Source organism: Pseudomonas sp. AC016, from assembly GCF_979253365.1.
Genome location: NZ_CEEDCC010000001.1, coordinates 1,778,633 through 1,802,913, shown reverse-complemented (window position 1 = coordinate 1,802,913; position 24,281 = coordinate 1,778,633). Strand labels below are relative to the sequence as shown.

Annotated in this window: 25 protein-coding genes; 6 read left to right on the top strand and 19 right to left on the bottom strand. The window is 57.5% G+C overall.

What is annotated here, in order from left to right:
* Positions 1–19: 19 nt before the first annotated feature.
* From bfr to pyrC, 4 genes are all read right to left on the bottom strand, one after another.
* Positions 20–490, bottom strand: coding sequence for a bacterioferritin (gene bfr / locus AC0IXS_RS07985; RefSeq protein WP_004881867.1), 471 nt, complete (start codon positions 488–490; stop codon positions 20–22).
* A 200-nt stretch (positions 491–690) separates the two neighbouring features.
* A complete protein-coding gene (locus tag AC0IXS_RS07980; RefSeq protein ID WP_122668389.1) occupies positions 691–909 on the bottom strand; it encodes a bacterioferritin-associated ferredoxin in 219 nt (72 codons plus the stop codon).
* 194 nt (positions 910–1,103) lie between these two features.
* Positions 1,104–1,784 carry a ribonuclease T gene (rnt, locus tag AC0IXS_RS07975; protein WP_004881869.1) on the bottom strand — a complete coding sequence of 227 codons (681 nt, stop codon included), beginning with the start codon at positions 1,782–1,784 and terminating at the stop codon, positions 1,104–1,106.
* The gene (gene pyrC / locus AC0IXS_RS07970; RefSeq protein ID WP_025993858.1) at positions 1,781–2,824 is read right to left on the bottom strand and encodes a dihydroorotase; all 1,044 of its coding nucleotides are present in this window, start codon (positions 2,822–2,824) and stop codon (positions 1,781–1,783) included. The genes rnt and pyrC overlap by 4 nt, the downstream gene beginning before the upstream one ends.
* Before the next feature lie 146 nt (positions 2,825–2,970).
* Here pyrC and AC0IXS_RS07965 point away from each other — a divergent pair, with 146 nt between their 5' ends.
* Together AC0IXS_RS07965 and AC0IXS_RS07960 are read left to right on the top strand one after the other, a co-directional pair.
* A complete protein-coding gene (locus AC0IXS_RS07965; protein ID WP_122668387.1) occupies positions 2,971–3,873 on the top strand; it encodes an OmpA family protein in 903 nt (300 codons plus the stop codon).
* A 132-nt stretch (positions 3,874–4,005) separates the two neighbouring features.
* The gene (locus tag AC0IXS_RS07960; protein ID WP_004881872.1) at positions 4,006–5,223 is read left to right on the top strand and encodes an argininosuccinate synthase; all 1,218 of its coding nucleotides are present in this window, start codon (positions 4,006–4,008) and stop codon (positions 5,221–5,223) included.
* Between the two features lie 81 nt (positions 5,224–5,304).
* On the opposite strand, the gene AC0IXS_RS07955 is transcribed toward AC0IXS_RS07960, so the two are convergent.
* The 3 genes from AC0IXS_RS07955 to AC0IXS_RS07945 form a co-directional block, all read right to left on the bottom strand.
* Positions 5,305–5,580, bottom strand: coding sequence for a hypothetical protein (locus AC0IXS_RS07955; protein WP_122668386.1), 276 nt, complete (start codon positions 5,578–5,580; stop codon positions 5,305–5,307).
* A 202-nt stretch (positions 5,581–5,782) separates the two neighbouring features.
* A complete protein-coding gene (locus tag AC0IXS_RS07950; RefSeq protein WP_122668385.1) occupies positions 5,783–6,103 on the bottom strand; it encodes a hypothetical protein in 321 nt (106 codons plus the stop codon).
* Positions 6,104–6,371: 268 nt separating this feature from the next.
* Positions 6,372–6,899: a hypothetical protein gene (locus AC0IXS_RS07945; RefSeq protein WP_122668384.1), complete on the bottom strand. Its 528-nt coding sequence runs from the start codon at positions 6,897–6,899 to the stop codon at positions 6,372–6,374.
* A gap of 1,262 nt (positions 6,900–8,161) precedes the next feature.
* Here AC0IXS_RS07945 and AC0IXS_RS07940 point away from each other — a divergent pair.
* A complete protein-coding gene (locus tag AC0IXS_RS07940) occupies positions 8,162–8,788 on the top strand; it encodes a response regulator transcription factor (RefSeq protein ID WP_004881876.1) in 627 nt (208 codons plus the stop codon).
* A gap of 148 nt (positions 8,789–8,936) precedes the next feature.
* Here AC0IXS_RS07940 and AC0IXS_RS07935 read toward each other — a convergent pair whose 3' ends face one another.
* From AC0IXS_RS07935 to metG, 4 genes are all read right to left on the bottom strand, one after another.
* The gene (locus tag AC0IXS_RS07935; RefSeq protein ID WP_057409516.1) at positions 8,937–9,119 is read right to left on the bottom strand and encodes a PA3496 family putative envelope integrity protein; all 183 of its coding nucleotides are present in this window, start codon (positions 9,117–9,119) and stop codon (positions 8,937–8,939) included.
* 105 nt (positions 9,120–9,224) lie between these two features.
* Complete coding sequence (gene nth / locus AC0IXS_RS07930) at positions 9,225–9,863, bottom strand: endonuclease III (protein ID WP_025996581.1); 639 nt, start codon at positions 9,861–9,863, stop codon at positions 9,225–9,227.
* Positions 9,864–9,966: 103 nt separating this feature from the next.
* The gene (gene rsxB / locus AC0IXS_RS07925; RefSeq protein ID WP_122668383.1) at positions 9,967–11,007 is read right to left on the bottom strand and encodes an electron transport complex subunit RsxB; all 1,041 of its coding nucleotides are present in this window, start codon (positions 11,005–11,007) and stop codon (positions 9,967–9,969) included.
* 113 nt (positions 11,008–11,120) lie between these two features.
* Positions 11,121–13,163, bottom strand: a complete 2,043-nt coding sequence (gene metG / locus AC0IXS_RS07920; RefSeq protein WP_122668382.1) for a methionine--tRNA ligase — start codon at positions 13,161–13,163, stop codon at positions 11,121–11,123.
* A gap of 175 nt (positions 13,164–13,338) precedes the next feature.
* On the opposite strand from metG, the gene apbC reads away from it, so the two are divergent.
* Positions 13,339–14,433 (top strand): iron-sulfur cluster carrier protein ApbC, encoded by a 1,095-nt coding sequence (apbC, locus tag AC0IXS_RS07915; protein WP_057409513.1) that lies wholly within the window; start codon positions 13,339–13,341, stop codon positions 14,431–14,433.
* Between the two features lie 132 nt (positions 14,434–14,565).
* Here apbC and AC0IXS_RS07910 read toward each other — a convergent pair whose 3' ends face one another.
* Positions 14,566–14,775 carry a cold-shock protein gene (locus AC0IXS_RS07910; RefSeq protein ID WP_002554837.1) on the bottom strand — a complete coding sequence of 70 codons (210 nt, stop codon included), beginning with the start codon at positions 14,773–14,775 and terminating at the stop codon, positions 14,566–14,568.
* A gap of 319 nt (positions 14,776–15,094) precedes the next feature.
* Between AC0IXS_RS07910 and dcd the strand changes: the two genes are divergently transcribed.
* Together dcd and AC0IXS_RS07900 are read left to right on the top strand one after the other, a co-directional pair.
* Positions 15,095–15,661, top strand: coding sequence for a dCTP deaminase (gene dcd, locus AC0IXS_RS07905; RefSeq protein ID WP_004881882.1), 567 nt, complete (start codon positions 15,095–15,097; stop codon positions 15,659–15,661).
* Positions 15,662–15,773: 112 nt separating this feature from the next.
* Positions 15,774–15,986 (top strand): hypothetical protein, encoded by a 213-nt coding sequence (locus AC0IXS_RS07900; RefSeq protein WP_025996578.1) that lies wholly within the window; start codon positions 15,774–15,776, stop codon positions 15,984–15,986.
* A gap of 67 nt (positions 15,987–16,053) precedes the next feature.
* On the opposite strand, the gene pdeM is transcribed toward AC0IXS_RS07900, so the two are convergent.
* From pdeM to AC0IXS_RS07865, 7 genes are all read right to left on the bottom strand, one after another.
* The gene (pdeM, locus tag AC0IXS_RS07895; RefSeq protein WP_057409512.1) at positions 16,054–16,710 is read right to left on the bottom strand and encodes a ligase-associated DNA damage response endonuclease PdeM; all 657 of its coding nucleotides are present in this window, start codon (positions 16,708–16,710) and stop codon (positions 16,054–16,056) included.
* Positions 16,707–19,196: a ligase-associated DNA damage response DEXH box helicase gene (locus AC0IXS_RS07890; RefSeq protein ID WP_122668381.1), complete on the bottom strand. Its 2,490-nt coding sequence runs from the start codon at positions 19,194–19,196 to the stop codon at positions 16,707–16,709. Before AC0IXS_RS07890 ends, pdeM begins: the two co-directional genes overlap by 4 nt.
* A 596-nt stretch (positions 19,197–19,792) precedes the next feature.
* Positions 19,793–20,557 (bottom strand): ABC transporter ATP-binding protein, encoded by a 765-nt coding sequence (locus tag AC0IXS_RS07885; protein WP_122668380.1) that lies wholly within the window; start codon positions 20,555–20,557, stop codon positions 19,793–19,795.
* Between the two features lie 9 nt (positions 20,558–20,566).
* Entirely contained in the window at positions 20,567–21,685 is a 1,119-nt protein-coding gene (locus AC0IXS_RS07880) for a succinylglutamate desuccinylase/aspartoacylase family protein (RefSeq protein ID WP_471824302.1), read from the bottom strand.
* A gap of 14 nt (positions 21,686–21,699) precedes the next feature.
* Positions 21,700–22,410, bottom strand: coding sequence for an ABC transporter permease (locus AC0IXS_RS07875; protein WP_025996574.1), 711 nt, complete (start codon positions 22,408–22,410; stop codon positions 21,700–21,702).
* Positions 22,407–23,135, bottom strand: coding sequence for an ABC transporter permease (locus AC0IXS_RS07870; RefSeq protein WP_004888169.1), 729 nt, complete (start codon positions 23,133–23,135; stop codon positions 22,407–22,409). Before AC0IXS_RS07870 ends, AC0IXS_RS07875 begins: the two co-directional genes overlap by 4 nt.
* Before the next feature lie 84 nt (positions 23,136–23,219).
* Positions 23,220–24,002, bottom strand: a complete 783-nt coding sequence (locus AC0IXS_RS07865; protein ID WP_004888172.1) for a transporter substrate-binding domain-containing protein — start codon at positions 24,000–24,002, stop codon at positions 23,220–23,222.
* Positions 24,003–24,281 lie beyond the last annotated feature (279 nt).

Below are 24,281 nucleotides of genomic sequence, written 5' to 3'. Positions count from 1 at the left end.
GTATCAGCGGATCGACGTATCAGTCGCCCATCTGCGATTGCAGGTAGTTTTCGATACCTACTTTGTCGATCAGACCCAGCTGGGTTTCCAGCCAGTCGATGTGCTCTTCCTTGGGCTCGAGGATGTCTTCCAGCAGCTCACGGCTGCCAAAGTCGCCAACGGTTTCAAAGTGAGCGATGGCGGCTTTCAGATCAGCCAGGCCTTTCTGTTCGATCTTGAGGTCACACTCCAGCATTTCCTTGGTGTGCTCGCCGATCAGGATCTTGCCCAGGTCCTGCAGGTTAGGCAGGCCTTCCAGAAACAGGATGCGCTTGATGACCTTGTCAGCATGCTTCATCGCGTCGATGGACTCGTGATACTCATGCGCACCGAGCTTTTTCAGACCCCAGTCTTCATACATGCGTGCATGCAGAAAGTACTGGTTGATGGCGACCAGCTCGTTTCCGAGGATCTTGTTGAGATGCTGGATGACTGTAATGTCGCCTTTCATGTTCGTGGTCCTGCCGATGGCTTGTGTATATAAGCCGCGAGTGTGAGCCGCACGCGAATGTCTGTCAAACCTAAGTTATTGAATAATAAGTGAATTTAAATAGGAATAAGAATGTTTGAGTTCCGCATCTTGACGCTAAGCGCTTGAATTACAGGCATAAAAAAACCGGACATCAAGTCCGGTTCTTTGAAATTGGGTAATCAGGCCGCGGTAAATTCTGTCGAATAGGCCAGTGCAGCGTGGCTGCTTTGAAGCTCGGTCAGGGTGTCACGTACCACTTCCTTCGCCAGGCAGGCACATTTCCCACATTTACTTGCAACACCCAGCGTCTCGCGAACTTCGCGATAACTGCAGCAGCCCTCCAGAATTGCTTCCCGGATTTGACCGTCAGTAACACCTTGGCAGAGACAAACATACATAAGCTATGGACCATCGCTGGTTTATGGCTGGGTGATCCGGAGCTTAATGGTAATGAGAATGCTTGTCAAAACTGTTTTAGGTTCGATTCAGGTAGGGCGATGAGTGGTAAATCCCGCAAGCTTATCGCCTGGTTTTCTGCACGACAGGCATGAAAAAACCGGCACTGGGCCGGTCTGTTCATTGGCGGGGGGACTCAGTCGTCGAAGTCTTCCCAGCCGCCCATTTCCTTCCAGCGGTTGACGATGCCGCAGAACAGCTCTGCCGTCTTTTCCGTGTCGTAGCGGGCCGAGTGGGCTTCGCGGCCGTCGAAGTCGATACCGGCAGCCTGACAGGCTTTGGCCAGTACGGTCTGACCGTAGGCCAGGCCTGCGAGCGTTGCCGTGTCGAAGCTTGAGAACGGGTGAAACGGGTTGCGTTTCATGTCCAGGCGCGCGACGGCTGCGTTGAGGAAGCCCAGATCGAAGCTGGCGTTGTGGCCGACCAGCACCGCGCGCTTGCAGCCGTTGGCCTTGAGGGCCTTGCGCACGCCGCGGAAGATATCGTTCAGGGCGGTTTCTTCGCTGACTGCCATGCGCAACGGGTGATCGAGCTTGATCCCGGTGAACTCCAGCGCAGCTGCTTCGATGTTGGCGCCTTCGAAGGGCTCTACGCGGAAGAAATGAGTGTGCTCCGGGAACACGAATCCTCTTTCATCCATGCCGATGGTGACTGCCGCAATTTCCAGCAGCGCATCGGTTGCCGAATTGAAGCCGCCGGTTTCTACGTCGATGACGACCGGCAGGTAGCCGCGAAAGCGGGCCGCCATCGGGTGACGCGATCCAACACCGCCACCACCATGACCTTCCGGTTCGTCGTCGAAATGATCTTCACTCACGCGTTTTCCTCCAGGCGCCAGTGCAGTTTTTCACCTGCACGCAGCGGTATTACGGACAACTCGCCAAACGGCAGGCTGGCAGGGGCGGTCCACTCTTCACGCACCAGCGTGATGGTGTCCTGGTTGGCAGGCAGGCCGTAGAACGCCGGACCGTGAAGGCTGGCGAAGCCCTCCAGTTTGTCCAGCGCGTTACGTTGCTCGAAGGCTTCTGCGTACATTTCTATAGCGGCGTAAGCGGTGTAGCAGCCGGCGCAGCCACATGCCGCTTCCTTGGCGTGTTGCGCATGCGGGGCGGAATCGGTGCCCAGAAAGAACTTCCCGTTGCCACTGGTGGCAGCATCCAGCAGGGACGTCTGGTGAGTGTTGCGCTTGAGGATCGGCAGGCAATAGAAGTGCGGGCGAATACCACCGACCAGCATGTGATTGCGGTTATAAAGCAGGTGATGCGCGGTGATGGTCGCCGCGACATTGGCCGATGCTTCGTTGACGAACTGCACGGCCTCGCCGGTGGTTATGTGTTCGAACACCACTTTCAGTGTCGGGAAACGCTCGACGACGCGACGCAGGTGCTCGTCGATAAAGACTTTTTCGCGATCGAATACGTCGATCTCGCCACGTGTGACCTCGCCGTGCACCAGCAGCAGCATGCCGACTTCGGCCATGGCTTCAAGAGCAGGGAAGATCCTGTCGATGCTGGTCACGCCCGAATCGGAGTTGGTCGTGGCACCAGCCGGATACAGCTTGGCGGCGTGGACGAAACCGCTGGCCTTGGCCGTGCGAATGTCTTCGGGCGTCGTCTGGTCGGTGAGATAAAGCACCATCAACGGCTCGAAGCGGCTGCCGGCCGGGCGTGCAGCGAGAATGCGCTGGCGATAGGCATCGGCCTGCTGCGCATTGCGAACAGGCGGCACGAGGTTGGGCATGATGATTGCGCGGCCAAAGGTGCGCGCTACGTCAGCGACGGTATGGGGCAAAACAGCTCCGTCACGGAGATGGATGTGCCAGTCGTCGGGACGCAGAAGGGTCAGGCGGTCAGACATTGGGGATTCCAGGCGGGTCAAACTCGCAGGGAATGCTACCGGAAAAGACTCTCTCAGGCACTCGCTATCAAGTTTTGTAGGAAGTTACCGATAGCCCGACATAGAAACCGTATTTCGTTTCGCGATCATTTCAAGTGGAGCCTCCCGTGCGCCAGCGATATCTAGCCCTGCTCAGCGTGTTCGCCAGCCTTCCAGCGATGGCTATCAATTTCCAGACGCGTCTGGAAAGCATCGAATGGAAAGTCGAAGGCGATCAGTTCGAGTGCCGTCTGACTCAACCCATCACCGACTTCGGTGTGGGTGAGTTCGTGCGCCGCGCGGGTGAGCAGGCCACATTCCGGCTCAAGGCTTCCTACAACATGCTGGGCAACGGTTCCGCCACGCTGCTGGCCGCTGCGGCACCGTGGCAGCCAGGCCGTGGCGATATCAACCTGGGCTCGGTGCGCGTCAGCAACGGCGAAATACCGTTCAACACCTCTCACGCTCAGGCCGGACGTCTTATTAACGGCCTGATGGAAGGGCGCACGCCACTGATTCGTCATTATTCCCGTGACGGCGGACAGATGGAGGTACGTCTGCTGCCGGTCAAGTTCAGCAAGGCCTTCACTGAATATCAGGCCTGCACTGCCAAGCTGCTGCCGATGAATTTCGATCAGGTCAAACAGGCCGAAGTCGGTTTCCCTGGCGGTGGTATCGAACTGGACAAAGCTGCAAAGGCACGGCTCGACAACATGGTCGCCTATCTGAAGGCAGACCCGACGGTCAACCACGTCGAACTGGACGGGCATTCTGACAACAGCGGCAATCGCCTGACCAACCGCGACCTGTCACGTCGTCGCGCACTGGCGGTCATGGATTACCTGAAAGCCCAGGGCATTCCAGAGCAACAGATCACCCTGCGCTTTCATGGCGAGCGCTATCCACTCGCGCCCAACACCAACAACGCCAACCGCGCCCGCAACCGTCGTGTGAACGTGCACCTTGAACGCGTAGCGCCTGAAGAACGACCGGTTCCAGTGGCCTCGGCGAGCGCTGCGCATACCTCCTGAGACACCTCTCCTTTCTGTCGCGAGGCTGACAAAACCTGTCGCCTCGTCGTCAGAAGCTGTCGCGCCCCTGTAAATTTCCTGCTTTGAACGGTAGAATCGTCGGTTTTCCGTACAACGCGGTGGAGTGATGGCATGGCGGACGTAAACAAGGTAGTTCTCGCGTATTCCGGTGGTCTGGATACTTCGGTAATCCTCAAGTGGCTGCAGGACACGTACAACTGCGAAGTGGTGACTTTCACGGCTGACCTGGGTCAGGGCGAGGAAGTCGAGCCTGCACGCGCCAAGGCGCAGGCCATGGGCGTCAAGGAAATCTACATCGACGACCTGCGCGAAGAATTCGTTCGCGACTTCGTGTTCCCGATGTTCCGTGCCAACACTGTCTATGAAGGTGAGTACCTGCTGGGTACTTCCATCGCCCGTCCGCTGATCGCCAAGCGTTTGATCGAAATCGCCAACGAAACCGGCGCTGACGCCATTTCCCACGGCGCAACCGGCAAAGGCAACGACCAGGTGCGTTTCGAACTGGGTGCCTACGCACTCAAGCCAGGCGTGAAAGTGATCGCTCCATGGCGCGAATGGGATCTGCTGTCGCGCGAGAAACTGATGGACTACGCCGAGAAGCATGGCATTCCGATCGAGCGTCACGGCAAGAAGAAGTCTCCGTACTCCATGGATGCCAACCTGCTGCACATCTCCTATGAAGGCGGCGTGCTGGAAGACACCTGGACCGAGCACGAAGAAGACATGTGGCGCTGGACCAAGTCTCCAGAGGACGCGCCGAACGTCGCGACCTATCTGGAACTGACCTACCGCAACGGCGACATCGTCGCGCTGGACGGCGTTGAAATGACCCCGGCGACCGTACTGGCCACTCTGAACCGCATCGGCGGCGAAAACGGTATCGGTCGTCTGGACATCGTGGAAAACCGTTACGTGGGCATGAAGTCCCGTGGCTGCTACGAGACGCCTGGCGGCACCATCATGCTGCGCGCCCACCGTGCGATCGAGTCGATCACCCTGGACCGCGAAGTCGCTCACCTCAAGGATGAGCTGATGGCCAAATACGCCAGCCTGATCTACACCGGCTACTGGTGGAGCCCTGAGCGTCTGATGTTGCAACAGATGATCGATGCGTCCCAGGCTCACGTGAACGGTGTCGTGCGCCTGAAGCTGTACAAGGGCAACGTGATCGTTACCGGCCGCAAGTCCGACGATTCCCTGTTCGACGCCAATATCGCGACGTTTGAAGACGACGCCGGTGCCTACGATCAGGCTGATGCTGCAGGCTTCATCAAGCTCAACGCCCTGCGGATGCGTATCGCCGCAAACAAGGGCCGCAAGCTGTTCTGATGCGGTCTCTCGCTTGAGAATGCAGCCCTTTCGAGGGCTGCATTCTGATATGTCTACCAAACCTTCAGCCGGTGCAGGCGTTCAATGCCTGGCTTCTCCTGCCTTGTGCGATTTCCCACCTTTGGTTCCATTGGACGCTTTTTGTTTACCCCCGCGGCTTTCCGAAAGCACATAAGGCGAGCTCAAAAAGTTGATCAACTCCTTTTTCTTCAGGCTGTAACGATTAAGCAATAGGGAAAGCTTTCTTTCCAATGCCAATTCGTCTGCCAGTCGATCGTCTTTTCTGAAGCGCTCACGTTTTTGCAGTTGCTGGTCGAGTTGTTTTTCGATGTCTCGATACTCTTTTAATTTCGACATGGTCTATGCCTCATAAGTGTTAATTTGAAATCGCTTCCAGTGCCTGACGAATGGGGTCCACTGTCACGTATAGCCTTTCAGTTAACAGCGCCGTTTTCAGGCAGACGAGATATTACTTTTTTGAACAAGCCTGGCAGCAATGCGAAACCTGTCTGAAGTCCGTTGTCCGTTTTGCCTTTTCTGCGATTTGCTGTGCGGTCTGTCAAGCAGTGTCATCAATAGGGTCGTACGGTGTACACGAAGTGCCGGCAGGTTCGTTACAACGCCTGCAGAACAGCACTCCAACAATGGGGAAGTCTGGATTGACTGAGCGGGAGGGAGGATAAAGCGCCTTGCGGTTGAAGTTGATGGTCAGAAAGAACATGACAACCAATGACGACGGAAAGACAATCAAAAACCAGACATAAACGTGTCGGTCCTCATTATTCAAATAGGGCAGTATGGCAGTGGCCGATGCTTCCGATAGCCCGGCAAACAATGCGATGATGCTGATAGGGTTCATGATTCGGGCAAGGTGGGGCATGGACAGTCTCCTGTAAAAAGAGGTGTACGCAAATGGATAATTGCATCATGGCAATCACTTTCTTTTCGGGGATGAGCGATCGGATTTTGCGCCATTCAAATTGATGCACTTCAAGTGTTTTCTACTCGGTTCGGCCCGTCGGGTGCGTTACCTATGTATTGTTATTGCCCACGTCCACTATCACCCGAGAGAGGGTGTTGATAGATTCCCTGACAATGACGGCGTCTCAATCCACAGCGGGCAGGGCCTGTCGCGTGGCCGGCGGCGTCTAGGGAATGTCCGGGTTTCGCTCCTGCCTCAATTCAAGTCGATAGGCTCTACCGATGTTCAAGACCTGGCACAGACTCAAATCAAGAACCTGCGCAATTTCGGACACGGTATAGCCCAAGCTGTAATAGTGCATGACATGACCGGCTACCACGTCGTCAATGTCGATTGCTTCATGTCGCCTTTCACGTTCCCTGTGTTCGACGGGGCGGCTGCAGTTTATTTTCACGCCATGATCAATGGCCAACTTGCGTATGTCTTTTCTGTTCATCCTGAGTGAGTACTGAAGAGAAGAAAAACCAGCGCCTTTGGCGACCAGACTTTTCAACAGTTCCACTTTGGGCATGACGTCTGCTTCAGTCTCTACGACGGGAGGATTGTCAGGCTTCACGCCGCCCGTGGTTTCTGCAGTTTCGTTGTCGGGTATCATCGCGATCACACCGCCGTTGGCAACGAAGGCCTCCACTGCCGCAATCAAGTCGAGACCGGTCGGGTCTTTTGACGTGGAGCGTGAAAATTTCTTGTTCATGGCACATCCTTTTTGAACATGGTTATACACATGACCGCACTCAGCGAGTTACAAGACGCATGTGGGTATCGTCAAGGTGCTGATGTTGCGGGTAGGCCCTATCCATGTCGCTCAGTTGTCTTCAACTTTCAATAAACGAAATTTATATAGGTAGGGTGAAGTGTCATTAATGAAGGATTGTGCGACGTCTGCAGTAGTAGTGCAGGGGCTTCATCATCCTTTTAATGAGTTTGCTCTTAAAAAAGTAACGACTGGTAATAAGATTTGCAAGTGAAAAAGCGGCGCTTTACATGAATCCAATTGGGCATTCAGTCAGTGTCTTACATGCGTTCTGATGCCGTCTGTGAGTTTTGTAGTATTTTTCCTCTTCGATGCTTTTGCTATGGCGTTGAGCAAAAATATAGTATTAGCTTTCTGTCGAATGAGCCATTTTCGATGTGAAAGGCAAGAGAAGTACTAAAGTTTTTGTAAGAAATGGCGATGGCATCTGTTTATGTGATTTACTGTCGGCTATCGGTAAAGGCATGTGACGTTAGAGGAGACGGGTCAGGGAGGCCTGGGTAGAGGTAGTAGGAGTGTGTAGGACGTTTCTGGATTTAATGTAGGCTCTCTCTCTAAACATATATATATACAAAAAGATCATTTTTTTGTGTGATTTTCAACAGAGTCAGGACATTGGCCTGGAGATGAGGGTAGGCCTGGCGGAGCAGGGTTCGAAGAGTAGTGTTTTGTTACATCCAGTCTCACTGCTTTCAACCGAAAGACACTCTGGCTCGGAAGCCGGGAACAGATGCTATCGTCATGCTTGAAATCAACGGCCGTAAAAGGGTTCGGCACGTTGCAAACGCAAGCGTTTTCAGAAGACAACGATCTAAGGAGAAATGCATCTGCCCCTGGATGATGGCACTGCGCTTGTTCGGGGGAATCTTACGGCGACCCGTACGGATTGGTTTTAATTGAAGTGACGCTAAAATCAGTCAGGAATCGATTAATGGTCGGGTTCGCTATACATCCTGTCCGGTACGCAGGTGCTCTATTCCGCTGCTCCGGCTAGTCATACTGTTATCGAATTCCGATAAGGAAGGCTCTGTGAAAAAGATAAGAAAGAGCTCGTTCGTCTCGAGTTTTGTAGGAATATTCCGCAGTAAATGTATGAACGGTCTTTGGGTGTTGGTACTCGGGGGGGAGCGCCATGCAAAGCACTAAACGACTAAGCTATTGTGCTGACTCTGAAAATTCGAATAGCGAAAATTGGACTGCCCATGAATAAAGTGCTGATCGTGGATGATCATCCTGTCATTCGCCTTGCTGTACGCATGCTGATGGAGCGTCATGGCTATGAGGTCATTGCGGAGACAGACAATGGAGTGGACGCACTGCAACTGGCCCGTGAGCATCTGCCTGATATTGTCATCCTCGACATAGGTATCCCCAAACTCGACGGCCTTGAAGTCATCGCTCGGCTGTCTGCCATGACCTTGCCATTCAAGGTACTGATCCTGACGTCACAGGCTCCTGGTCACTTTTCCATGCGTTGCATGCAGGCGGGTGCCGCCGGCTATGTCTGCAAGCAGCAGGATCTGACCGAGTTGTTGAGTGCCATCAAGGCGGTGTTGTCGGGCTACAGCTATTTTCCCAACCAGGCGCTGCACACGGTTCGATCCAGCATGGGTAATGCCAGTGAGTCGGAAATGGTTGATCGCCTGTCCGGGCGCGAAATGATGGTTCTGCAGCAACTGGCGAGAGGCAAGACCAACAAGGAAATTGCCGATGGCATGTTTCTGAGCAACAAGACTGTGAGTACCTACAAGACTCGACTGCTGCTCAAGCTCAATGCGCACTCGCTTGTCGATCTGATTGAACTGGCGCAGCGGAATGGGCTGGTATGAGGTGGTGCAGGGTGGGTATCCAGCCGATAATTCCGGCGGAAATCGAGCGTTGACATCTATCGGGAATTCCCGAAGATAAAGCCTCTCTTCGCGAGGGGCTTTCACGCCGTCACGTTAACCCGGTGGGCTGCCTTGCCCGCTGCGAGCGCTACAGATCGAAATCGTAGTCCGCCAACTGTTTTTGCAGGCGACGTTCTTCCAGAAGATTATCGATGGTGCGCCGTTTGCTCAAATTGGTCTTTGCTGGCTCCACGACCACCTGCTCGACTTCGTCCGTATCAACAGGGACGAAATCATCCTCGACGTCTAATTGCTCTTTGCCAGTACTCATGAAGTGACTCCAGGCTTCGGCTCTATTGGCGCCTCTTATATCGACAAAGCTGTGGCGGGTAAAAAAGATTTTTTCAATCGATTCACTCTCTGGAATCTATCTGGATCAATCGTCAGAGGTTTTGAATTTGTAGTCGCAAAGGTCTTCAATGCGGCAGCTCCCGCAGCGGGGCTTGCGCGCCTGGCATACGTAACGGCCGTGCAGGATGAGCCAGTGGTGCGCATCCAGCAGATAATGCCTGGGCACGAACTTCATCAGCTGCTTTTCGACCTCGACGACGTTCTTGCCGGGCGCGATGCCGGTGCGGTTGCTGACCCGAAAGATGTGGGTGTCTACGGCCATCGCCACCTGACGGAATGCGGTGTTGAGCACCACGTTCGCGGTCTTGCGTCCTACACCGGGCAGCGCTTCAAGGGCTTCGCGGGTCTCGGGGACTTCACCGTTGTGCCGTTCCATGAGCAATCGGCAGGTTTCGATGACGTTTTTGGCCTTGCTGTTATACAGGCCGATGGTCTTGATGTACTCGGACAGTCCCTCGACACCGAGTGCATGAATTGCCTCGGGTGTGTTGGCGACGGGGTACAACCGTGCGGTCGCCTTGTTGACGCTCACGTCGGTTGCCTGTGCCGACAGAATCACCGATATCAGCAGTTCGAACGGCGTGGTGTAGGCCAGCTCGGTTTTGGGGTCCGGATTGTCCTCGTGAAGCCTGCGGAAAATTTCCAGGCGTTTTGCGGCATTCATGGGCGAAGCGTTTCCTTGGGGCAGGTCATGAGGTAAGCACGGGTGTCGGCAGTAATGTGCCACTGTATTGCTCAAGTTGCCAAACCTGAGCATGGCTGTTATTTCAGGTTGATGGGTCCTGAGACCGTGCGAGTGCCTGTTCTGCTGACGCAAGCGCTTGAGCCGCCAGCGTCAAGGCTTGCTCCAGGCTTGCCAGTTGTTCTGGCAGAGCGTGGGCCGCCTGCGCTTTCTTTAGGTTTGCGTGCGCCATCGCCTGTTGGATCTTGGCACGCTTCACTGCACTTGCATCAAGCTTCACGATCGGGCGGGTCGGTTCCACATTCTGTGTCGACAAAAGCTTTTCCAGTGTCCGCTCTGCGGCTTCATATTCGTGCTGTAGCACCACGAGGCGTGCGGCTTGTTCGGCGATAGGCGGGTGACCAAACGCCCTGAGGGATTTATTCAATTGAGCACGGCTCATGGCAACGGCGGCTCGCGCCTTTTTGAGTGCTTCATCGCCCGTACCCGTTTTGGCCGTCTGCACCCGCAGCATTGCGGCTGAGGATGCCTCTGATCCAGACGCAGACTTTTGCGAGCGCGCGAGCCGCTCTGCATGTCGTCGCTCCTGCTCGCGCTGCAACCTTGCATTGCGCGATTCGAATCGCTGACGGGCGTGATCGCGCTTGCGCAAACGAGCCTGTTGCTGCTGCGCATCAAGTGTCACGTCGCCCACAATCGGAATGACAGCCATAGGGATGATCTGCGCCAAAGGCAATGGATGCATGTCAATGCAGTCCACAGGGCAGGGCGCCACGCATAAATCGCAGCCTGTGCATTCGTCGATAATCACCGTGTGCATCAGTTTGGCGGCCCCGACTATGGCATCGACCGGGCAGGCCTGAATGCATTTCGTGCAGCCAATGCATTCGGCTTCGCGGATGAAGGCGACTTGGGCGGGTGCCGATCCGCGTTCGGTGTCCAGCGGTAAAGCCGGAACCGCCAGCAGGCTGGCCAGCTGAGCAATGGTCTCATCACCACCGGGTGGGCATTTATTGATTGCCTCGCCACTGGCGATACCCTGTGCATAAGGCTTGCAACCGGGGTGCCCGCACTTGCCGCACTGTGTCTGCGGAAGAAGGGCGTCAATGTGCTGGATCAGGTTCATGCGCTTGCCGATAGGACCAGGCTGTAGCCAGTAGGGGTCAGGAGATCATTCTTGCGGATATGCAAAAGCCCGGCATCCGTAAACGATCAACGGATACCGGGCTTTGCGGTGTGTTACTTGATGCGCTGGCCGGGCTTGGCGCCGCTGTCCGGGCTGAGCAGGTAGATTTCTTCGCCGCCGGGACCGGCTGCCATCACCATGCCTTCCGAAATGCCGAAGCGCATTTTGCGGGGCTTGAGGTTGGCGATCATCATGGTCAGGCGACCTTCCAGCTCGCTCGGGTTCGGGTAGGCGCTCTTGATGCCGGAGAACACATTGCGCTGCTCATCACCGATATCGAGGGTCAGGCGCAGCAGTTTGTCCGCGCCTTCCACGTGTTCGGCCTTGAGGATCAATGCGACGCGAAGGTCCACTGCCGCGAACGCATCGAAGTCGATTTCCGCGCAAAGAGGATCCTTGGCCAGTTCGCCGTTACCCTGGGGCGCTGTATCAGTCGCGCTCGCAGTCAGATCTTCCTTGGATGCAGCTGTCATGGCCTCCACCTTGACCGGATCGATCCGGGTCATCAGGGCCGAGAACGGGTTGAGCTGATGGTCGACCAGCAGTGTCTTGTGATCATCCCAGGTCAACGGTGCGACGTTGAGGAACGCCTCGGCGTCGGCAGCCAGCTTCGGCAGTACCGGTTTGAGAAAGATCACCAGCTGGCGGAACAGGTTGATGCCCAATGCGCAGACGGCCTGCACTTCGTCCTGCTTGCCTTCCTGCTTGGCCAGCGCCCAGGGCGCCTTTTCTGCAATGTAGGCATTGGCGCGGTCGGCCAGGGCCATGGTCTCGCGCATGGCACGGGCGAAATCGCGGGCTTCGTAAGCATCAGCGATGCTCGGCGCGGCAGCCAGGAAGGCGTCAGTCAGTTCGGGCGCAGCATTGGCAGACACCATGACACCGGCATTGCCCTTGTGAATGAAGCCGGCGCAACGGCTGGCGATGTTCACGACCTTGCCGATCAGGTCCGAATTGACCTTCTGGATGAAGTCTTCAAGGTTGAGGTCCAGGTCATCTACGCCACGGCCCAGTTTCGAGGCGTAGTAATAGCGCAGGTACTCAGGGGACAGGTGATCAAGGTAGGTGCGTGCCTTGATGAATGTGCCACGGGATTTGGACATCTTCTGACCATTGACGGTCAGGTAGCCGTGGACATTGATGGCGGTCGGCTTGCGCAGGCCTGCGCCTTCCAGCATGGCGGGCCAGAACAGGGCGTGGAAATTGACGATGTCCTTGCCGATGAAATGGTACAACTCGGTGGTCGCGTCCTTGGCCCAATAGGCATCGAAGTCCAGATCCGGACGGCGTGCGCACAGGTTCTTGAAGCTGGCCATGTAGCCGATCGGTGCGTCCAGCCAGACATAGAAATATTTGCCCGGCTCGTCAGGAATCTCGAAACCGAAGTACGGCGCATCGCGTGAGATGTCCCACTGTTGCAGGCCGCTGTCCAGCCATTCGGCGATTTTGTTGGCGACGGCGTCCTGCAGTGTTCCGCTGCGTGTCCAGTCTTTGAGCATGGCGTCGAAGGCGGGCAGGTCGAAGAAGAAGTGCTTGGAATCCTTGAGCACGGGCGTCGCGCCGGAAATCGCCGATTTCGGGTCTTTCAGGTCGGTGGGTGCATAGGTGGCACCGCACTTTTCGCAATTGTCGCCGTACTGATCTTCGGTGCCACATTTCGGACAGGTGCCCTTGATGAAGCGGTCGGCCAGGAACATCTTCTTTTCAGGATCGAAGTACTGCGTGATCGAGCGCGTAGCGATATGCCCGGCATCGCGCAGACGGGTGTAGATCATGCTCGACAGCTCGCGGTTTTCGTCCGAGTGCGTCGAGTGGAAGTTATCGAAATCCACCAGAAAGTCGGCGAAATCGGCGCTGTGCTCGGCCTTGACGTTGGCGATCAGCTGTTCAGGCGTGATGCCTTCCTTTTCAGCGCGCAGCATGATTGCCGAGCCGTGGGCATCGTCTGCGCAAACATAGGTGCACTGGTTGCCGCGGTGCTTCTGGAACCGCACCCACATGTCGGTCTGGATGTACTCGAGCATGTGGCCAAGGTGGATGGAACCATTGGCATAGGGCAGGGCGCTGGTAACGAGAATCTTGCGTGGCTCGGACATTGGGCTCGGCTACTTGAATTGGAACGGAGGTCGGCCACTATAAAGGTCTGAGCAATTTTTTTCACCTCGTGCCGCTGTGGGAATGCGCCCGGATGTGCAGCGAAACCATGTCGGCACACGACAGAACAGGTAGGATAGCCGCCTGTTTTAGTCAGTCTTTTTTCGGAGCGAGCCCATGAGCGCTGTCAATCGCGCGACGGTGGAGACGATTCTTCGCCAGTACACCGACCCTTATCTGAATAAGGACCCGCTCAGCGCCGGTTGCGTGCGGGCCATCGACATCGACGGATCGCACGTCACCCTGCGGCTTGAGCTGGGCTATGCCGCTGACCTGTTCAAGAACGGCTGGGCGCATGTGTTGAAGACCGCGATCGAGAATATCGACGGGGTTTCGGCAGCGAAAGTCGAAATCGATACCGTGATCAGCGCCCACAAGGCCCAGAGCCAGATCCCGGGTCTGGCCAATGTGAAGAATATTGTGGCTGTTGCCTCGGGCAAGGGCGGTGTCGGTAAATCCACCACGGCAGCCAATCTGGCGCTGGCGCTGTCTCGCGAGGGTGCGCGGGTGGGCATTCTCGATGCGGACATCTATGGCCCGAGCCAGGGCGTGATGTTCGGCATTCCCGAAGGTACGCGGCCGAAGATCAAGGACCAGAAATGGTTCGTGCCGATTGAGGCGCACGGTATCGAAGTGATGTCGATGGCCTTCCTGACAGACGACAACACGCCGATGGTCTGGCGCGGTCCGATGGTTTCGGGCGCCTTGCTGCAGCTCGTTACCCAGACTGCCTGGAATGATCTGGATTATCTGATTATCGACATGCCGCCAGGCACTGGTGATATCCAGCTGACGCTGGCACAGAAAGTCCCGGTGGCCGGTGCCGTCATCGTTACCACCCCGCAGGACCTCGCCTTGCTGGATGCGCGCAAGGGGGTCGAGATGTTCCGCAAGGTCAATATTCCGGTGTTGGGCGTCGTGGAAAACATGGCCGTGCATATCTGCTCGAATTGCGGACACGCCGAGCATCTGTTCGGTGAAGGCGGTGGCGAGAAGCTGGCGTCGCAGTACGACGTCGAGTTGCTGGCCTCATTGCCGCTGTCGATGTTGATTCGCGAGCAGGCCGATGGTGGCAAGCCGACAGCGATTGCCGAGCCGGAGAGTCAGATTGCGATGGTGTATCAGGAATTGGCTCGCCATGTTGGCGCGCGGATCGTTCTGCAGGAAGCGGCCAGTCCGGCCATGCCGACGATCTCTGTCAGTGACGACTGATCGGTAAGAAAATATCGAGTGTGGGTCGGCTCGTTCGGCCCCATTCGAATCGACAGCCAAGCCTTGGCTTGAATCGCAGGCAATAAAAAACCCCGCTTTTGAGGGCGGGGTTTTTAAGCGAATCAGTACAAGTTAGATAACTTGAACTTCTTCAGCTTGCATGCCTTTCTGACCGCGGGTAGCGATGAAAGAAACCTGTTGGCCTTCTTTCAGGCTTTTGAAGCCGTCGGATTGGATAGCTTTGAAGTGCACGAACAGGTCGTCACCGGATTGTGGAGTGATGAAGCCGAAGCCTTTTTCATCGTTGAACCACTTAACGGTACCAGTTTGGCGATTGGACATAGTATATCTCCTTGGACAAAGTTAACTGCGGCGTAGGAAGAGCCCTGGCCGAGACTGAGTGCAAAGAGCTGGAAAATTCATGGAGATGGTTGGATCGAAATTCAACATCGTGTAGAGATTCTCAGTGACACAAGCAACACAGTGACGCCACCTTAACCCTTTTTGTCGGACGTGCCAATGGTCTATTGATGATTATTTCCATTCGCTTCGAAACGGCGGCTCAGGTCTCGCCAGCTATACATATGTTGCCTTTGAACACGTGGCGCAGGCCCGGTAAGATGCCCAACATCTTTTTCACCTCGCAAATCAGGACATCGCCATGAGCATCAAATCGGACAAGTGGATTCGCCGCATGGCGCAGGAACACGGCATGATCGAGCCCTTCGTCGAGCGTCAGATGCGTGGCGAAGGTGCCAACCGGCTGATCTCCTTTGGTGTGTCGAGCTACGGCTACGATGTGCGTTGCGCCGACGAATTCAAGGTCTTCACCAACATCAATTCGGCCACTGTCGATCCGAAAAACTTCGATGAAAAAAGTTTTGTCGACATCAAGAGTGACGTCTGCATCATTCCGCCCAACTCGTTCGCGCTGGCTCGCACCGTCGAATATTTCCGGATTCCGCGCAACGTCCTGACCATCTGTCTGGGAAAAAGCACCTACGCGCGCTGCGGGATTATCGTCAACGTGACGCCGCTCGAGCCTGAGTGGGAAGGCCACGTGACGCTGGAGTTCTCCAACACCACGACATTGCCGGCGAAGATCTACGCCAACGAAGGCGTGGCACAGATGTTGTTTCTGGAATCGGACGAAGAGTGTGAGGTTTCCTACAAGGACCGTGGCGGCAAGTATCAGGGCCAGCGTGGCGTCACACTGCCACGGACCTGATTTTGCGGTTGTTTCCTGTCCTTGGATGGAATTAATGTTCGTTTTCGCACTCTATTGCCTCACATGCATTCGTTTACAGTTGTAGGCGAAGGCCATTGATCAGGAGTGACCTATGAAGACAACGTTCAAAACCTCTGAACAGGAAACATCTCCTCCGCTCAACGAGATTGGCCTGCTGGCCTGGTCTCTGATGGCTCACACAGAATTGAACATGGTGGGAGGTGGTGTTCCGGGGCAACCGGATCCTGACACTCCGTTCCCGCAACCTACGGAGCCCGGTGAACCTACTTTGCCGGATGAGCCGCCACCTGCGCCTGTAGCCTGATTCCTCAACGCCCGCTGCCTTTCGACAGGCAGCGGGCGTTTTTCGTTTTCAAGCCATTTGACTCGTCTCAGGCCACACGCCAGATCGCGCCGTCTCCGGTCACATAAATGGTCGTGCCGATGGCTGGCTGAATATTGAAGCCCCCTGTGAACTCCCCGAACGCTGGCAGCAGACTGATTCGCTCGCCCAGGTAGAAACACGCCAGCCGCAGGCTCTGGCGCCCCCGTCCGTGCAGCCGGTAGACCGGGTGAACATGCCCGGCCAGAACGTGGTGGGTCGGATGCGGGTCCGGTTCATGCTGCAAGGCGAACGGGCCGAGCAGCAGCGGTTCCGGTACTACATCGATGTTCAGGCTGGATGGCGGATCTCCCGCGCGCCTGTCGTGGTTGCCGCGGATAAGGGTGATCTTCAGCCCTGACCTGCGTTCTCTCCACTCGTGCAGCGTATTGAGCGTACTCAGCGCGTGGGATTCGGGGGCGTGCAGAAAATCGCCAAGAAAGATCAGGTGCTCGCAGCGATACTCATCCAGTAACTGATCCAGACGCCGCAGGTTCTCCTGGGTCGTGCCATGCGGCACAGGCTGGCCGAGCTTGCGGTAGGCCGCCGCTTTGCCAAAGTGGGCGTCGGCGATCAGCAGGGCGTGCTCGGCCGGGTAATAGATGGCCTTGTCTGCCAGCAACCACAACGCTTCGTCTGCCAGTGTGATGGCCATGCAGGGTTTCATCGTTCAGGCTCCGGCCCTGCGGCTTTTTCGAGATCACGCACCATGCGAGCAATGCGGTCGGCCAGTTTTTCCGAGCTGAGGCTTTCGCGAAAGCGCTCCACCAGCAACGGAAACGCCAGCGGGGTGGCGCGCTTGATCGTATGTAGATCGAGCCTGCGGCTGTTGATCTGGCGCAGGGTCTGTTCCAGTCGGACCAGATCCAGCTCCTGGCGCAGCACTTCCTGCTCCGCCTGAGTCAGCAGCATGTTGCCGGCGTCGTACTGTTTGAAGACCTCGAAAAACAGCCCGCTGGAAGCCTGCAGTTGACGGTTGCTCTTGGCCGCGCCGGGATAGCCTGAAAACACCAGCCCCGAGATGCGAGCGATTTCACGAAAACGTCTCAGCGCCAGTTCGCCTGCGTTGAGGCTGGCGATGATGTCAGCCATCAGATCGACTTCCGAAAACAGATCGTCATCAAGCACCTGCGTCCAATCAAGCTCGCTGGCGCTCAGCAGTTCCAGGCCGTAATCATTGACGGCTATCGAAAACGTCAGCGGCTGGTGTCGGCTCAGACGCCAGGCCAGCAGGCTCGCCAGCCCCAGGTGCACGTGGCGCCCGGCGAACGGATAGAGAAACAGATGCCAGCCCTCGCGGGACTTGAGCGTCTCGGCCAGCAGCGTGTCGCGCTGCGGCAATCCGGACCATTGGCGCTGCACTTCAAGCAACGGTTTGACGGCCTGCATCTCGGGGCTTTCAAAGTGGCCATGCGCCGCAGCGTCGAATTTCTCGACCACAGCGTCCGCCAGCTCGCTGGACAGCGGCATACGCCCGCCATTCCAGCGCGGCACGGCGGCTTTCTTGCCGGTGGCGCGTTTTACGTAGGCGGTCATGTTCTCGACCCTGACCAGCTCCAGCAGTCGACCGGCGAACAGAAAGCCATCGCCGGGCTTGAGGCGGGCGATGAAGCCTTCTTCGACGCTGCCAAGCGAACCGCCACCGCCACCTTTCTTCCAGTATTTGAGGTTGATCGTGGCATCGCTGACGATGGTGCCGACGCTCATTCGATGGCGACGTGCGAGTCGCGCATCGGGCACGCGCCAGATGCCGTGTTCGTCCGGCTCGGCGCGGCGGTAGTCGGGGTAGGCGGTGAGTGAGTGGCCGCCATTGCGCACGAAGGCCAGCGCCCACTGCCACTGCTCGTCGTTCAGGTCCCGGTACGCCCAGGCTGTGCGCACTTCCGCCAACAGCTCATCCGGCACAAAGCCTCCGCCCAGCGCCACGCTGACCAGATGCTGCACCAGCACATCCAACGGTTGGTGAGGCGATTCTCTGGGTTCGATCATTCGCGCCGCTACGGCGTCATGGGCGGCGGCCGCTTCCACCAGCTCAAGGCTGTGGGTCGGCACCAGCGTAACGCGTGAAGGGCGGCCAGGTGCGTGACCCGAGCGACCGGCACGTTGCATCAGACGTGCGACGCCCTTGGGGGAACCGATCTGCAGCACGCGCTCCACGGGCAGGAAATCCACACCCAGATCCAGACTGGAGGTGCAGACCACGGCCTTGAGCGAGCCTTCTTTCAATGCCCGCTCTACCCAGTCGCGTACTTCGCGGGCCAATGAGCCATGATGCAGGGCGATCAGTCCTGCCCAGTCCGGGCGCGCTTCGAGCAACGCCTGATACCAGATTTCCGACTGTGCGCGAGTGTTGGTGAACAGCAGGCAACTGGCGCTTTTCTCTACTTCTGCAACTACCTGCGGCAGCATGCGAAGGCCCATGTGCCCGGCCCACGGAAAGCGTTCAATGGACGGTGGCAGGAGCGTATCGACCTGCAGCTGTTTGATGACCTTGCCTTGAACCGTGACGCCGCCTTCGCCCAGCAGCACCTCCTGCGCGTGCTGCTGGTTACCCAGCGTAGCGGAGATGCCCCACACGATCAGTTGCGGATTCCATTGGCGCAAACGAGCCAATGCCAGTTGCAACTGGACGCCGCGCTTGTTGCCGATGAGCTCATGCCACTCGTCCACTACGACCATGCGCAACGTGGAAAGCGTCGGCTGGGCGTCGGCGCGGGTCAGCAGCAGGGTCAGGCTTTCAGGCGTGGTGATCAGGGCTGATGGCAGGCGACGTCCTTGCCTGGCTCGCTCGCTGCTGCTGGTATCGCCGGTGCGCAGGCCCACAGACCAGTTGATGTCCAGCTCGGCCAACGGAGCTTCCAGTGCGCGTGCGGTGTCCGCAGCCAGTGCGCGCATGGGCGTGATCCACATGACGCTCAATGGCGCGGCGGGCGGCTTTTTCTTGCGGGGTTTGTCTTCGGGCGGGGTTTTGGTAGTGGCGAAGCGGTTAAGGGCTGCAAACCACACCGCGTAGGTTTTACCCGAGCCGGTGCTGGCATGCAGCAGGCCGGACTCGCCCTGTTTCACGGCTGCCCAGACTTCCTTTTGAAACGCGAACGCCTTCCAGCCTCGGGCCCGAAACCATCGTTGAGCGAAATCGTTGGGTCTGCTCATGCGATTGAAAATGCTCTGAAGGGCGATAGTTCAGAGACAGCGGGAAAAGGGTAATAGTTTTAAACGGTTATGTATGGCGTGACGCACCTGGACGCGGAGCGTCCTGGGCGGCGTTACCATGCCGAGCGCTCATCGTTATACACAAGTCCGAAAGACGCGCACAACGGCGGGCAAAACGAAAGTGACTGACATGACGCAATCGCGGGCAAGCGCGCTCCTACAAAAAATCGCATTCCTTCAGTGGCTTACAGGTTGTTTGATAAGAGGGGGCAAGACTCGGGTATAACACTGAGCACAAGCATGGGCATGATCGGCGTGCTTGAGATCACGCTGATCGTTCCTACGCTCCGCGTGGGAATGCCGCTCAGGACGCTCCGCGTCCGCTCTCGAATGTGGCGCAGATGTGTGCCCAAGCTCCAGCGTTATCCACGTCATGCGTTCGGCTCACTGAATCCGCAGTCTATGCCATTTGTGACGCGGAGCGTCACGGGATGCATGCCCACGCGGAGCGATGGGCACGATCAGTGTTGAGGCGTACTTGTGTATAACGCTGAGCGTGGGAGCGATCATCGCATCGCAGCGCGTCACCTGCGCAGCTACTTCAGGTTTCCGCTCAGGAACTGCTGCAGCCGCTCGCTCTTCGGGTTGTTCAGCACTTCATCCGGGTGACCGGACTCCTCGATCTGGCCCTGGTGCAGAAACACCACCTGGCTGGCGACCTTGCGGGCGAAGCCCATTTCGTGGGTCACCAGGATCATGGTGCGGCCTTCATCGGCCAGGCCCTGAATCACTTTCAGCACTTCACCGACCAGCTCCGGGTCGAGCGCCGAGGTCGGTTCATCGAACAGCATGATCTCCGGTTCCATCGCCAGCGCACGGGCAATCGCCACGCGCTGTTGCTGGCCGCCGGACAGGAACGCCGGATACTGATCGGCCACGCGCTCAGGCAGGCCGACCTTGTCCAGGTATTTGCGTGCGCGGGCTTCGGCTTCGGCCTTGGGCACGCCCAGCACCCGGCGTGGCGCTATGGTGATGTTTTCCAGCACGGTCATGTGCGCCCACAGGTTGAAATGCTGAAACACCATCGCCAGTCGGGTGCGGATTCGCTGCAATTCGTCCGGGTCGGCAACGCGCATGCCGTCCTTGTCGCTGACCATGCGCACCTGCTGGCCGTCCAGACTCATAGCGCCGTCGTTGGGTTGTTCCAGAAAGTTGATGCACCGCAGGAACGTGCTCTTGCCCGAACCGCTGGCGCCTATCAGGCAGATCACATCACCGCTGCTGGCCTTGAGCGATACGCCTTTGAGCACCTCGTTGTCGCCATAGCGCTTGTGCAGGCCATCGATGGTCAGTTTGTACATGAGAGGTCCTCAAGGAGAAAGTAGGTAGCCGCTGCGGTAGGCCTGCGTGCCCGCGATATGGGCGATGACCATGCCAGCGGTGGCCATTCGGCGCAACGAGCGCGCATACAGCAGGCCGGCGTTGAGCGCATGAATGCTGGTCACGGCGTCGCTGATCGGGTCGATGATTTCGGCGATCAGTTGCCCTGCATCGACGTGCTCGCCCGGTATCGCACAGAACACCAGCAAGCCGCCGACCGGGGTCGCGACCGGTTCGACTGCAGCCAGAGGCGTGGCGGGGTACAGCAGTTCGGGCGGCATCTGCCGTTCGCCGTCGATCAGGCCGAAGTCGATCAGGTAATTGATGATTGCCTGGCAATCGCGGCTCGCCAGTGAATGATTGACGTCGCCTTGCCCGCGCAACTCAAGGGTCACCGAGAAGCTGCCCATCGGGATCGGAAAGCGTTCACCGAAGCGCTGCTGCAATTGCCACCAGACCAGCGTGAAGCATTCGTCGAACGACTGACCGCCAGAGTCGGTGGCCAGCAGACTGGCCTGCGCGCCGAGATAACGCGACAGCGGCTCGACCTTCGGCCAGGCCTCGGGCGTGGTGTACAGGTGCTCGACCGACTCGAAGTCACAGTGCAGGTCCAGCACCATGTCGGCGTCGCAGGCCAGCCGCTGAAGCGTCAGGCGCAACGAGTGCAACTGGGTCGTGGCAGTCTGAGCGTTGAGGGCTGCACGCAGGCTGTCGCGCGCCAGCGTACGGTTCTGAATTGCGTCCTGGGTCAGCCGCGCTTCGATCTCGTCACCCACATGCTGCCCGAGGTCGACGAACCCGCGATTGAAATTCTGTCCGCTCTCCAGTTCATAGCGGCCCAGTGGCGTGTCCATCAACACCTGTTCCAGGCCGATGGGGTTGGCCACCGGCACCACGACGATTTCGCCCAGCAGGCGACCGGCGTTTTCCAGTTCGGCCAGACGCTGCTTCAGGTACCAGGCGACCAGCATGCCGGGCAGTTCGTCAGCGTGCAGTGAAGCCTGAATGTAGACCTTGCCCGCGCCGCTCTGCGGCCCGTAATGAAAACTGTGAACGCAGCGCCCGGTGCCGGGCACCGGCGACAGCAAATCATGGGTGTGATGCTGCATCGGTTCTGTCCTGATTAGTGAGCGGGGCCGAGGAAGGCCAGCCAGCGACGTTCGGCAAGACGGAACAACCCGACCAGAATGAAGGTGACGGTCAGGTACATGACGGCAGCGATTCCGAAGGACTGGAAAGTCATGAAGGTCGCCGAGTTGGCATCCCGTGCGACTTTCAGAATGTCCGGCACCGTGGCAGTGAAGGCCACGGTGGTCGAGTGCAGCATCAGAATCACTTCGTTGCTGTAATAAGGCAGCGAGCGGCGCAGCACCGACGGCATGATCACATAGGCGTACAGCTTCCAGCCGCTCAAACCATAAGCCTTGGCCGCTTCGACCTCGCCGTGGGCCATGCTGCGGATCGCACCGGCAAAAATCTCGGTGGTGTACGCGCAGGTGTTCAGCGTGAACGCCAGGATGGTGCAGTTCATCGCGTCGCGAAAGAACGCATCCAGCAACGGCTGCTCACGCACTGCTGCAATGCTGTAAATGCCGGTGTAGCAGATCAGCAACTGTATATAGAGCGGGGTGCCGCGAAACAGGTAGGTGTAGAACTGCACCGGCCAGCGGACCCAGCGGTTCTTCGACACGCGGGCGATGGACAGCGGAATCGACAGGCAGAAACCGATGGCAATGGACGCGCTGAGCAGCCACATGGTCATGGCCAGGCCGGTCACGTTCACGCCGTCTGTATAAAGGAAGGGTTTCCAGTATTCCTGAAGTAACTCAATCATCGCTGCGCCTCCCGGCTGCCTGCGGCGTAATGCCGTTCAGCCCAGCGCAAGGCGAAATTCGACGCACTGGTGATCGCCAGGTAGATCAGCGCCGCCAGCACCAGAAAGTAGAACAGTTGATAGGTGCTCTTGCCTGCGTCCTGCGAAGCCTTGACCAGATCGGCGAGGCCGATGATCGACACCAGCGCGGTCGCCTTGAGCAGCACTTGCCAGTTGTTGCCGATACCTGGCAGGGCATAACGCATCATTTGCGGAAACACCACATAGCGAAACCGCTGGCCGCGTTTGAGGCCGTAGGCGGTGGCCGCTTCGATCTGACCCCGTGGCACGGACAGAATCGCGCCCCGGAAGGTCTCGGTGAAATATGCGCCGTAAATGAAACCCAGCGTGATGACGCCCGCACTGAACGGGTTGATCTCGATGTATTCCCATTCCATGGCATCGGTCAGGCTGGTCAGCCAGGTTTGCAGGCTGTAGAAAATCAGCAGCATCAACACCAGATCCGGGACGCCGCGAATCAAGGTGGTGTAGACCTGTGCCGGCACGCGCAGCAGCGCTGAGCTCGACAGTTTGGCGCTGGCCCCTATCAGCCCGAGCACGATGCTCAGAAACAGGGACAGTACCGAAAGTTTGATGGTCATCCATGTGCCTTGCAGCAACAGAGGGCCGAAGCCCTTCAGGCTGAAAGCCGAAAGTCCGAGGGTGTGCATCAGTGAGTCGAGCATGGATAAAGCCTTGAGCGGTCACGAACAGAAACGCCCATCGAAGCGGGCGACGAATCATCGCCGAAATCGATGGGCGTCGGGGTGTTATTTACCGCTGTACAGATTCAGGTCGCCGAAGTGCTTCTTCTGGATTTCGGCGTAGGTGCCGTCATCGTGCAAGGCTTTGATGCCTTTATCGAGCAGTGCTTTCAGCTCTTTGTTGCCTTTGGCGATGCCGACGGCAGTCTTGGCTGGCAGCAGTTCGCTGTCGATTGGCTTGCTGACTTCATAGTCGGCGCCAGCTGGCGACTTCAGGAAGCCCAGTTCGGCCTGCAGCATGTCCTGGATGGAGGCGTCCAGACGGCCGGAGGTCAGGTCAGCGTAAACCTGATCCTGGTTGGCGTAGGCCTGGGTTTTCACGCCAGCCTTGTCGAGTACGGCCTTGGCGTAGGCTTCCTGGATGGTGCCTTGCTCGTAGCCTACGGTCTTGCCTTTCAGGCTGGCCGGATCAGCGGTCAGGCCTGCACCTTTCTTGAACACCAGCGAGGTCGGGCCGGAGAACAGTTCGTTGGAGAAGTCGATGACTTTCTCGCGAGCCGGGGTCACGGTCATGGACGAGATCACGCCGTCGAACTTGCGAGCCTTGAGGCCAGGGATCATGCCGTCGAAATCGCTTTCGACCCACTTGCATGTCACTTTCAGCTCTTTGCAGATGGCGTTGCCCAGGTCGATATCGAAGCCCACCAGGCTGCCGTCGGCGGCTTTGGATTCGAACGGTGCGTAAGAAGGATCGACGCCAAAGCGCAGTTCCTTGTACTCCTTGGCCATTGTGTTACCAGCGGCCAGGCACAAAGCCAATGCGGAAAGGGTCAGCCATGCTTTTTTCATTATTCAGTCCTTAAAACCTGATGGGGGTGTTGGGAACACGCGAGGCTTGTTGCTACCGGCGTAGGCCAGATGTTCTAAAAGTAGCAATTTCCGAACCAGAGAGACGAACGTGCGTTTGAAGTGTAAGCGGTTGTCGCTATTTCATATAAATGCATGGCGTTCTGCCTGCTCATCGCGGCTGAGGTCTGCGGGCAGGTCAGTTTTACAGGAAGCGAGTCGCTGAATGCCGGACGGGTGAAGCAGATTCGTAACGAACCGGCTGCACGAGTGGCGACAGAG

Coding starts and splice junctions, on each gene's coding strand:
- AC0IXS_RS07900 (WP_025996578.1), top strand. CDS start 15,774: ATGAAGACAACGTTCAAAACCTCTGAACAGGAAACATCTCCTCCGCTC.
- AC0IXS_RS07880 (WP_471824302.1), bottom strand. CDS start 21,685: ATGCAGCATCACACCCATGATTTGCTGTCGCCGGTGCCCGGCACCGGG.
- AC0IXS_RS07870 (WP_004888169.1), bottom strand. CDS start 23,135: ATGCTCGACTCACTGATGCACACCCTCGGACTTTCGGCTTTCAGCCTG.
- dcd (WP_004881882.1), top strand. CDS start 15,095: ATGAGCATCAAATCGGACAAGTGGATTCGCCGCATGGCGCAGGAACAC.
- pyrC (WP_025993858.1), bottom strand. CDS start 2,824: ATGTCTGACCGCCTGACCCTTCTGCGTCCCGACGACTGGCACATCCAT.
- AC0IXS_RS07890 (WP_122668381.1), bottom strand. CDS start 19,196: ATGAGCAGACCCAACGATTTCGCTCAACGATGGTTTCGGGCCCGAGGC.
- AC0IXS_RS07960 (WP_004881872.1), top strand. CDS start 4,006: ATGGCGGACGTAAACAAGGTAGTTCTCGCGTATTCCGGTGGTCTGGAT.
- AC0IXS_RS07865 (WP_004888172.1), bottom strand. CDS start 24,002: ATGAAAAAAGCATGGCTGACCCTTTCCGCATTGGCTTTGTGCCTGGCC.
- metG (WP_122668382.1), bottom strand. CDS start 13,163: ATGTCCGAGCCACGCAAGATTCTCGTTACCAGCGCCCTGCCCTATGCC.
- AC0IXS_RS07885 (WP_122668380.1), bottom strand. CDS start 20,557: ATGTACAAACTGACCATCGATGGCCTGCACAAGCGCTATGGCGACAAC.
- pdeM (WP_057409512.1), bottom strand. CDS start 16,710: ATGAAACCCTGCATGGCCATCACACTGGCAGACGAAGCGTTGTGGTTG.
- AC0IXS_RS07980 (WP_122668389.1), bottom strand. CDS start 909: ATGTATGTTTGTCTCTGCCAAGGTGTTACTGACGGTCAAATCCGGGAA.
- AC0IXS_RS07935 (WP_057409516.1), bottom strand. CDS start 9,119: ATGAGTACTGGCAAAGAGCAATTAGACGTCGAGGATGATTTCGTCCCT.
- AC0IXS_RS07955 (WP_122668386.1), bottom strand. CDS start 5,580: ATGTCGAAATTAAAAGAGTATCGAGACATCGAAAAACAACTCGACCAG.
- AC0IXS_RS07940 (WP_004881876.1), top strand. CDS start 8,162: ATGAATAAAGTGCTGATCGTGGATGATCATCCTGTCATTCGCCTTGCT.
- AC0IXS_RS07910 (WP_002554837.1), bottom strand. CDS start 14,775: ATGTCCAATCGCCAAACTGGTACCGTTAAGTGGTTCAACGATGAAAAA.
- rsxB (WP_122668383.1), bottom strand. CDS start 11,007: ATGAACCTGATCCAGCACATTGACGCCCTTCTTCCGCAGACACAGTGC.
- apbC (WP_057409513.1), top strand. CDS start 13,339: ATGAGCGCTGTCAATCGCGCGACGGTGGAGACGATTCTTCGCCAGTAC.
- nth (WP_025996581.1), bottom strand. CDS start 9,863: ATGAATGCCGCAAAACGCCTGGAAATTTTCCGCAGGCTTCACGAGGAC.
- AC0IXS_RS07950 (WP_122668385.1), bottom strand. CDS start 6,103: ATGCCCCACCTTGCCCGAATCATGAACCCTATCAGCATCATCGCATTG.
- bfr (WP_004881867.1), bottom strand. CDS start 490: ATGAAAGGCGACATTACAGTCATCCAGCATCTCAACAAGATCCTCGGA.
- AC0IXS_RS07875 (WP_025996574.1), bottom strand. CDS start 22,410: ATGATTGAGTTACTTCAGGAATACTGGAAACCCTTCCTTTATACAGAC.
- AC0IXS_RS07945 (WP_122668384.1), bottom strand. CDS start 6,899: ATGAACAAGAAATTTTCACGCTCCACGTCAAAAGACCCGACCGGTCTC.